Genomic DNA, 9,958 nt, shown 5'->3' with positions numbered 1-9,958 from the left:
TTGTTCATCTGGCTCGCCAGCGGCGGCGGGGTCCTGACCGTGGTCGCCCTGGGCTGGCTGGCGGGGACGGTGAAGCGCAATCACGGACTGATGGACGTGGCCTATCCGCTGGCCCCGGCGGCGGCGGCGGGCGTGGGTTTCGCCCTGTCCGGCCTGCCGCTGGACCTGTTCAGCGGCCTGTTCCTGCTCAGCCTCGGCGTCTGGGCCGTCCGGCTGGCCGTCCAGACCTGGGGCCACAACATCCACGCCGAGCGCCAACCCTACGCCCATTGGCGCAAGAGCTTCGGCCCCAGCTGGCTGTGGTGGAGCGGATTCCAGGTTCACCTGCTGCAAGGCGTGACGGTCTGGCTGTGGTGCGCGCCCTTCGCCTTCATCCTGACGGCGCCGACGCCGCGCCCGACCGCGCTGCTGGCGTTGGGCGCCGCCGTCTGGATGACCGGCTTCGCGTTGCAGCGCACGGCGGATCGCCAGCTAGCCGCCTTCAAGCGTGCGCCCGCCAACCGCGGCGGCCTGCTGGACAAGGGCGCCTGGGCCTTTGTGCGCCACCCCAACTATCTGGGCGAGAGCGTCATGTGGGTGGGCTGGTTCGTGCTGGCCCTGGCGCATCCGTGGGGCTGGGTCACGATCTTCGCCCCGCTCTATACCGGCTGGTTCATGGGCTACGCCTCCGCCGCGCCGTTCAAGGAGCAGCACATGGCCCGCACCCGACCGGAGGCCTGGGCCGCCTATTGCGCCCGCACGCCGCGCTTCCTGCCCTGGCCGCGCCCCAAGGGCGCCGCCAAGCCCGCCCCCGAGACCGAAGGCGCCGACGCATGAGCGCGCTTCAGAATCAGGTCGTCATCGTCACCGGCGCCGGGCGCGGTCTGGGCCGGGCCTATGCCCTGGACCTGGCGCAACGCGGGGCCGGCGTGGTGGTCAACACCCGCCCCCGCCCGGCCGACGCGCCCGGATCAGCCGAGGCGGTCGTGGCCGAGATTCTCGCCTTGGGCGGTCGCGCCGTCGCCGCGCCCCTGGCGGTCGAGGAGGCCGATTCCGGCGAGAGGCTGCTGGCCGCCGCTCTGGGCGCCTTCGGTCGCGTCGACGGCCTGCTGAACAACGCGGGCGCGCCTGAGGCCAGGACCCTGCACAAGCAGACCACCGACGCCTTTCGGCAAGTGTTCGAGGTCAACTTCTTCGGCGCCCTGACGCCCACCCTGCCCATCTATCGCCATCTGCGCGCCCAGGGCTCGGGCCGCATCCTGATGTCGACCTCGGCGGCGGGCCTGCACGGCGTCCACGGCATGGCCGCCTATTCCTCGTCCAAGGCGGCGCTGATCGGACTGATGCGGGTCATCGCCCTGGAAGGGGCGTCGCACGGCGTGGCCTGCAACGCCATCGCCCCCTACGCCGCCACCGGCATGACCGCCGATTATCTTGACGCCGACAGCGCCGCCCGCATGGCCCCCGAGCGCGTCGCCCCGGTCGCCTCCTGGCTGATGTCACCGGACTGTCCGCTGAACGGCCAGACCCTGGTGGCGGGCGTCGGCGCGGTGCGACCCGCCGCCCGAGTCGAGGGCACGGGCCTGATCTTCGCGGACGAGTTCACACCCGACGACCTGGCGAAACAGGCCGACCCCCTGATGGATCTGACCAACTGGAAGAGCTTCAGCGACGGCAACGCCGCCTTCGACCAGTTGATGGCCGCAGTCCTGGAAACAACCATAACGAAGTAACTTGCGTTAAGCGACCTAACCGCTCATGGTCGCAGCAGACAAGGATGAGCGAGGCGCAACCTCGCTCACGAACAGGGAAGGAACAGCCGTCATGGCCGACGACGCCCGCCGGATCGAAACCGGACCGCTCAGCCCGTTGAACACGCTGAACCCCTATCTCCAGGGGGCCTATGAACCCGTGGCGCGCGAGACCACGGCTATGGAGCTGGAGGTGGTCGGCGAAATCCCGAAAGACCTCTACGGCTGCTTCTACCGCAACGGTCCGAACCCGGCCCAGGCGCCCGAGGGGATGCACCACTGGTTCGACGGCGACGGCATGTTGCACGCCGTCTATTTCGAGAACGGCAAGGCCGAGTACCGCAATCGCTACGTGCGCTCGGCGGACCACGTGGCGGACCTGAACGGCGGCTGCGGCGCGGGCGGCGTCATGTATCACTCGACGCGGGCCAATCCCGCCTCGACGCGCGGCGACAAGGTTTACAAGGACACGGCCAACACCGACGTGGTGGTGCACAACGGCTCGCTAATGGCGCTGTGGTACATCTCAGGTCATCCGGTTCGGGTGGATGCGCGCACGCTGGAGACCATCGGGATCGAGACCTTCGGCGGCAAGCTGCCCCGCCATGTCTCGGCCCACTCCAAGGTCGACCCGCGCACCGGCGAGTTCGTCTTCTTCGACTATTCCCTCTACGAGCCGTGGATGACCTACGGCACGGTCAGCGCCAACAACGAGCTGACCCATTTCGAGCGTGTCGAACTGCCCGGGCCGCGCCTGCCGCATGACATGGGCCTGACCGAGAACTACGTCATCCTGCACGACCTGCCGGTGGTCTTCACCGACGCGGGCCTGCGCAACAGCCAGTGGAACATCCACTTCGCCGATCAACCGGCCCGTTTCGGCGTCGCGCCGCGCCGGGGCCGAGGCGACCAGATCCGCTGGTTCGAGACCGACAGCTGCTACATCTATCACGTCGTCAACAGCTGGGAGGACGGCGACGAGGTCGTCATGACCGCCTGCATGATGACGCCCAACGGCTATCCGCAGAATCCCGAGTATGGGCCCTATGCGGCGATGGTGAACGTGCTGGCCCTGAACGCCGTCCCCGTCGAATGGCGGATGAACATGCGCACCGGCGAGGTCAAGAAGCGCCAGCTGGACGACCGTATCGGCGAGTTCCCGGTGGTCAACCTGGACTACGCCGCCCAGGCGACGAAGTGGTCCTATCACGTGGCCATGTCGAAGACGGAGCTTCAGCGTTTCAAGGGCCTGATCAAGTACGACCTGACCACCGGCGCCGCGCGGACCTATGACTATGAGCCGCAGATGTTCGGCTCCGAGCCCGCTTTCGCGCCGCGCATCGGCGCGCGGGACGAGGACGACGGCTACGTCATCGCCTTCGTCACCGACGAGAGCACCGGCCGGTCCGAGGTGCAGGTGATCGACGCCCAAGACTTCGAGGCTGGGCCGATCGCACGCGTCCTGCTGCCCGCGCGAGTGCCGGCCGGCTTCCACGGCACCTGGGCGCGCGGCGACCAGATGGCGAAGGGATAAGCCGATGAGCGCCTATATCCGCGACGCCGTCCGCACCCCGCGCGGCAAGGCCCGCCCCGACGGCGGCCTCGCCGCGCTGAAGCCGCACGAACTGGTCACGGGCCTGATCGACGCGATAGAGAGGCGCGGCCATGCGCCCCGCGCCGCCGAAGCCCTGATCCTGGGCTGCGTCGGCCAGGTCGGCGCTCAGGGGGCCAATGTCGCCCTGGTCAGCAAGATGCACGCGGGGCTGGACGACGCGGCCTTCGCCTTCGCCCTCAACAACTACTGCGTCTCTGGCCTGACCGCCGTGGGCCAGGCGGCCGCTCTGGTCCAGACGGGCGCCGTGGGTTCGGCTCTGGCCGGCGGGGTCGAGATGATGTCGCGCGTCCCCTTCATGGGCGACAAGGCTGACTACTACGAGGACGCCAGCTTCCCGCCGCGCACCCGCTACCTGCCCGTCGCCGTCGCCGCCGACCGTCTGGCCGAAGACATCGGCGTCACGCGCGCCGAGATGGACGCCGCCGCCCTGACCTCGCAGCAGCGCACCGCCTTCGCCGAGGGCACGCCGCTGACCGCCTCGCGCATTCCCCTGAACGGCCTGTCGCACGAGGAAGCCGCGCGCCCGAAGACCAGCAGCGAGAGCCTGGCGTCGTTGCCGCCCGCCTTCGCCGCCCTGGCCGCGCCCTACGCCGAGGCGCTGGAGGGCCGGGTCATCGACCACCGCCACACCGTGTCGCACGCCCCGCCGATGAGCGACGGCGCCGGACTGGCCCTGATCTCCAGCCAGGCCGACGGCGCCCGCGCCCGCATCCTGGCCTGGGCCGAGGCCGGGGGCGATCCCGCCGCCTCCCTGACCGCCGGCTTCACGGCCATGGAGCGCGTGCTCGACCGGGCCGGGCTGACCCTGGCCGACATGGACAGGATCGAGTTCATGGAGGCCTTCGCCGTCACCATCGCCAAGTTCACGCGGGAACACCCGACGCTGAGCGACAAGGTCAATGTCGGCGGCGGCCACTTGGCCAAGGGGCACCCGATGGGCGCCACCGGCGCCATCCTGCTGTCGTCCCTGCTCGATGCGCTGGACGCCTGCGAAGGCCGCTACGGTCTGGTCGTGGCGGCGGGCGCGCAAGGCGTCGGCTCGGCCATGATCGTCGAGCGGATGGGTTGAGCATGAACGCGCCCTTCCCGCCCGCCGAGGCCCGCCGCGCCCTCATCGAACGCCACGCCGACCTGATCGAGGCCGCGATCAAGGCCGTGTCCGCCCGCGCCGCCTGGTCGCCGTTCAAGGACTCGCCCTCGACCAAGATCCACGGCCCGGACAAGCCCGTCGCGGGCAAGGCCGCGTTCGAGGCCCAGCTCAATCGTCCCTTCGACCTGGACCTGCCCGGCGTGATCGACCGCGTCGGCGCCGAGGTCTCGCCCTTCACCGGCGAACCGCTGGGCATCACCTATCCGCGCTGTGATCCCGAGGCCCTGATCGAAGCGTCCCAAGCCGCCTGGCCCGACTGGCGCGCCGCCGATCCGGAACTGCGCCTGGCCCTGTGCGCCGAGATGGCTGTGCGCCTCTACGACGCGAACTTCGAAATGGCCCAGGCCGTCATGCACGTCGCGGGTCAGAGCTATACCCAGGCTTTCAGCGGCTCCGGCCCCAACGCCCTGGACCGGGGCCTAGAGGCCCTGGCCTACGCCGCCAAGGCCATGCGCGACGTGACCCGCAGCGCCCGCTACGAACGCGACTTCGCCGGCGAAGCGGTCAGCCTGGACAAGACCTATGTCCTGGTCCCGCGCGGGATCGGCCTGGTCATCTGCTGCGCCAGCTTCCCGACCTGGAACGCCTATCCGGCTCTTTTCGCCAGCCTGGCCACCGGCAATCCGGTCATCCTCAAGCCCCACCCCATCGCCGTCCTGCCCATGGCCATCGTGGCGCGCGAGTGTCGGCGGGTGCTGGCCGACTTCGGCTTCGATCCCGACCTGATCACCCTGGCCGTCGACACCCTGACCGAGCCGGTGGCCCAGGTTCTGGTCGATGATCCCGCCGTCCAGATCGTCGATTTCACCGGCAGCCCCCGCTACGGCGGCCATCTGGAACGGACGGTGACGGGCAAGCTGCTGTTCACCGAGACGGCGGGCGTCAACACCGTGGTGGTCGAGTCCGTCGCCGATCTGGACGCCGCCGCTCGCGCCGTGGCGCGCGCCGCCAGCCTGTTCTCGGCCCAGATGTGCACCAGCCCGCAGGTGGTCTATGTCGCACCCGCTCTGGCCGAGCCCTTCGCCGCCGCGCTGGTCGCCCAGATCGACGCCATCGCCGAAGACCCGGCCCTGGCCGCCGGCATCATGGGCGCCGTCCAGGGCGAGGTCAGCCTCAAGGCTGTGGCCGATGTGCGCGGGGCCGTGGAGCGGCGTCCCGGCGTCCGCATCCTGCGCGAAGCCGCGCCCTACGCCCACCCGCAGTTCCCTCAGGCGCGCACCCTGACGCCGCTGGTGCTGGGCGTCGATGGGTCCGCGCCTGACCTCTACGCCGAGGAGCATTTCGGCCCGGTGCTGTTCGTGGTGACGATGGAGGCCGACGCCGCCGTGGCCGAGGCGACGCATCTGGCCCGCACCAAGGGTTCGATCTCCTCCTATCTCTATTCGACGGACGAGGCCTTCATCGACCGTTCGACGCCGCTCTATGAGCAGGCGGGGGCCAATCTGACGATCAACCTGACCGGGGCGATGTGGATCAACTTCGCCGCCGCCTACAGCGACTATCACGTCAGCGGACTGAACCCGGCGGGCAACGCCTGTCTGGCTGACCTGGCCTTCGTCGCCGCGCGCTTCCGCATCGTCCAGCGTCGCCGTCCGACAGCATGACGACGCCGGTCTTCATCGCCGGCGTGTCGATGACCGCCCTGGGCAAACGCCCCGCCGACACGGTGAAGAGCCTGACCGCCGAGGCCGTGCGCGACGCCCTGGCCGACGCGGGCGCGCAGGTCGGCGACATCGAGGCCGCCTGGTTCTCTAACACCCGCCAGCCCATGCTGGAGGGGCAGAACACGGTGCGCGGCCAGATCGCCCTGCGCCCGCTGGGTCTGACCGGCATCCCCGTGGTCAATGTCGAGAACGCCTGCGCCTCAGGCTCGACGGCCCTGCATCAGGCGATCCAGTGGCTGCGCGCGGGTGCGGGCGATATCGCCCTGATCGTCGGGGCCGAAAAGATGGTCTGGCCCGACCGGCCCGAGCGCGTCGCCGCCGCCTTCATGGGCGGGACCGACATCCACGACCGCGAGGGCGTGCTGGCCTATATCGCCGCCATGGGCGGTGAAGCGCCGGGCGAAGGCCGCAGCCTGTTCATGGACCTCTACGCCGCCCAGGCCCGCGCCCACATGGCCCGCTTCGGCTCGACGCAGGAAGACTTCGCCCGCCTCGCCGCCAAGAACCACACCGCCGCCGCCTTCAACCCCAAGTCGCAATACCGCACGCCGATGACGGTCGATCAGGTCCTGGCCGACAAGCCCATCGTCTTCCCCTTCACCCGCGCCATGTGCGCCCCCGTCAGCGACGGCGCGGCGGCCATGGTGGTCTGTTCGGCTAGGGGTCTGGCGCGGCTGGGCGCAGTCGCTCGCGCCGTGCAGGTGCGCGGCTGCGCCCTGGTCAGCGCGACGGACCGCGCGCCCGACGACTACGCCAATCATATAGGCCGCCGCGCCGCCCGCGCCGCCTATGAGCAGGCCGCTCTGGGGCCGGAGGCCGTGGACCTGGCCGAGGTTCACGACGCCACCAGCTACGCCGAACTGCAGCAGATCGAGAACCTGGGTCTGGCCGTCCCCGGCGAGGTCGGGGCGCGGCTGAAGGCGGGCGATTTCGCCCTGGGCGGCCGCACCCCGGTCAACCCGTCCGGCGGTCTGGTGGCCAAGGGGCATCCGGTCGGCGCCACGGGCATCGGCCAGCTGTATGAACTGATCCAGCACCTGCGCGGCGAGGCCGGTGCGCGTCAGGTCGCGGGCGCCCGCATCGCAGCCGCCGAGAACGGCGGCGGCTTCCTCGGCGTCGAGGAGGCGGCCACCGTCGTCACCATTCTGGAGCGCCCGGCGGCATGATCCGGCACCCGATCCGCGCCCTCTACGACAACCTGCCCGCCAAGCGCGACCGTCCCGCCCTGTTCGACGGCGACCGGGCGATCCGCCACGACGACTTGATCGCCCGGGTCGAGGCCGCCGCCGCCGACCTGATCGCGCGCGATGTCAGACCCGGCGACCGCGTCGGCCTGTGCGCCGCCAACAGCGCCGACCATGTCGTCGCCTACCTGGCCATCCTGCGCGCCGGGGCGGTCTGGACGCCGCTTAACCCGCGCAACGGCCCGCGCCTGAACAGCCTGTTCCAGCAGCGCGCCGGTCTGCGCCTGACCCTGCACGACGTCGAATCCGCCCAGGCCATGGGCGAGACGGCCCGTCCGCTGGCGCTCGACGACTGGCGCCCGGCCCCGGTCGATGCGGCGACCCTGCCCCCGATTTCCGACGATCCCGACCGACCCTTCGCCCTGAAGTTCACTGGCGGCTCGACCGGCGTGCCCAAGGGGGTGCTGCAAAGCCTCCGCAGCGGGGCGGCGGCGCTGCGCTCGCTACAAAGCTTCTATGGCTTCGGCCCCGATGACGTGAACCTGGCCGTCGCGCCGCTGACGCACGGGGCCTCGCACTACATCCTGCCGGTGCTGGCGGCGGGCGGGGCCCATGTCCTGCTGGACAAGCCCGAGCGCGAGGCCATCCTGCGCGAGCTGAAGAGCCGGATCACCACCGTCTTCATGCCGCCGACCCTGATCTATCTGCTGATGGAGGAAGGCCGCTTCGGCCCCGACGACTTCGCCCGCCTGCGCCACCTGACCTACTCCGCCGCTCCCATGCCGCCCGCGCGGATCGCCGAGGCCGTGGCCCGGTTCGGCCCGGTGCTCTCGACCCTCTACGGCCAGACCGAAGCCCCCATGACCATCGCCGGCCTGTCGCCCGCAGAGATGGCCCGGCCCGAACTGCGGACCTCGGTCGGGCGACTGTTCCCGGACACGCCGGTCGCCCTTCTGGGCGCCGACGGCGTGTTCCGCACGGGCGAGGCGGAGGGTGAGATCCTGGTGCGCGGCGACCTGGCCGCCACCGTCTATCTGGACGACCCGGAGCAGACCGATGCCGCCCGCCACGAAGGCTGGCTGAAGACCGGCGACATCGGACGGCTGGACGCCGATGGCTATCTCTTCCTGCTGGGCCGCTCGAAGGAATTGATCATCAGCGGCGGCTACAACATCTATCCCGGCGAGGTGGAGGCGGCGCTGAACGCCCACCCCGCCGTGCGCGAGGCCTGCGCCTTCGGCGTCGCCGACCCCGTCTGGGGCGAGCGGCTGGAGGCCGTCGCGGCCCTGGACGACCCTTCGGTGATGCCCGAGGCCCTGACCGCCTTCGTGCGCGAGGCCGTCGGCCCGGTGCGCACCCCCAAGACCCTTCATATCGTCGCCGCCCTGCCCCGCAATCCGGTGGGCAAGGTGGTGCGCGACGAGGTGAAGTCACTGATCTATCCGGCGCCTCAATGACCGGAAGACGTAAAAGAGAACCAGGGAGAAGACCGACATGATCGTCGTGCCGGAGGAGCGCATCCGCGATTTCAAGGCCAGGGGTTGGTGGGGCGAGGAGACGCTGGACGACCTGTTCCGCCGCCACGTCGCCGCCATGCCCGACGCCGAATCCGTGGTCGATCCCATCAACCGCGAGGCCATCATGGGCGGCGCCCCGGCCCGCCTGACCTGGGCCGAGGTCGAGGACAGGGTGGCGCGCTATGTCGCTGTCCTTCACGCGACCGGGGTCGGCCGTGACGACGTGGTGGCGGTGCAGCTGCCCAACGTCATCGAACTGGGCCTGGTCTATCTGGCCTGCATCCGGCTGGGCGCTATCGTCACCCCCGCTCCGGTCCAGTACCGCGAGCACGAACTGGCCTATATTCTCCGCAAGACAGACGCCAAGGCCGTCGTCACCGCAGCCCGCATCGGCAAGCACGCCCACGCCGAGATGATGCTGGCGGTCCAGACGGGCGCCGCGGCCCTGAAGACCGTTCTGGTGGTCGGCGGCCATGCGCCCGACGGAACCCTCGACCTCGACGTCCGCGCCGCCGGGCTGGATGAGGCCCAGATCGAGGCCGGTCGCGCCGCCGCCCGCGCGGCGAACATCTGCGCCGACGACATCGTCACCATCTGCTGGACCTCGGGCACCGAGGCCGAGCCCAAGGGCGTGCCGCGCAGCCACAACGAATGGATCATCATGGGCGCCGGCGTCACCGACGCCGCCGACCTGAAACCCGGCGCGGTCCTGCTGAACCCCTTCCCCATGGTGAACATGGCGGGCATCTCGACCAGCTTCGTCTCCTGGCTTCTGCTGGGCGGGGTGCTGGTGCAGCATCAGCCGTTCGACCTGCAGATCTTCCTGCAACAGGTCCGCGCCGAGAAGATCGACTACACCGTCGCCCCGCCCGCCATCCTGAACCTGCTGCTGCAGAACGAGGCCCTGCTGGAGGGCGTGGACTTCGGTCGGCTGCGCGCCATCGGCTCGGGCTCGGCGCCCCTGTCGGAATGGATGGTCCGCACCTTCCACGAGAAATACGGCGTCCAGATCGTCAACTATTTCGGCTCCAACGAAGGCGCCTCCTTCCCCAGCGCCCAGAAGGACGTGCCCGACGCCGCCGAACGCGCCGTCCTGTT

At 70.3% G+C, this 9,958-nt stretch carries 8 protein-coding genes; all 8 read left to right on the top strand.

Going from position 1 to position 9,958, the window contains the following annotated elements:
- Positions 1–816, top strand: an 816-nt coding sequence (locus VGE49_RS03155; RefSeq protein WP_331033130.1) for a DUF1295 domain-containing protein, incomplete at its 5' end; no start/stop codon positions are given.
- On the top strand, positions 813–1,712 hold the full coding sequence (locus VGE49_RS03150) for an SDR family NAD(P)-dependent oxidoreductase (RefSeq protein WP_331033129.1): 900 nt from the start codon (positions 813–815) through the stop codon (positions 1,710–1,712). The genes VGE49_RS03155 and VGE49_RS03150, both read left to right, overlap by 4 nt.
- Positions 1,713–1,803: 91 nt before the next feature.
- Positions 1,804–3,264, top strand: coding sequence for a carotenoid oxygenase family protein (locus VGE49_RS03145; protein ID WP_331033128.1), 1,461 nt, complete (start codon positions 1,804–1,806; stop codon positions 3,262–3,264).
- 4 nt (positions 3,265–3,268) lie between these two features.
- Complete coding sequence (locus VGE49_RS03140; RefSeq protein ID WP_331033127.1) at positions 3,269–4,414, top strand: acetyl-CoA C-acyltransferase; 1,146 nt, start codon at positions 3,269–3,271, stop codon at positions 4,412–4,414.
- A gap of 2 nt (positions 4,415–4,416) precedes the next feature.
- Positions 4,417–6,099, top strand: coding sequence for an aldehyde dehydrogenase family protein (locus VGE49_RS03135; protein WP_331033126.1), 1,683 nt, complete (start codon positions 4,417–4,419; stop codon positions 6,097–6,099).
- A complete protein-coding gene (locus VGE49_RS03130; RefSeq protein WP_331033125.1) occupies positions 6,096–7,325 on the top strand; it encodes a thiolase family protein in 1,230 nt (409 codons plus the stop codon). Before VGE49_RS03135 ends, VGE49_RS03130 begins: the two co-directional genes overlap by 4 nt.
- Positions 7,322–8,800, top strand: coding sequence for a class I adenylate-forming enzyme family protein (locus VGE49_RS03125; protein ID WP_331033124.1), 1,479 nt, complete (start codon positions 7,322–7,324; stop codon positions 8,798–8,800). The genes VGE49_RS03130 and VGE49_RS03125 overlap by 4 nt, the downstream gene beginning before the upstream one ends.
- A gap of 37 nt (positions 8,801–8,837) precedes the next feature.
- Positions 8,838–9,958 (top strand): AMP-binding protein (locus tag VGE49_RS03120; protein WP_331033123.1); only part of this gene is annotated, 1,121 nt, incomplete at its 3' end.

Origin of the sequence: Brevundimonas sp., from assembly GCF_036405315.1 — a bacterium.
Classification (GTDB): Bacteria; Pseudomonadota; Alphaproteobacteria; order Caulobacterales; family Caulobacteraceae; genus Brevundimonas.
Note: the sequence above shows the minus strand (reverse complement) of the source record. Positions and strands in the feature narration are given on the sequence as shown.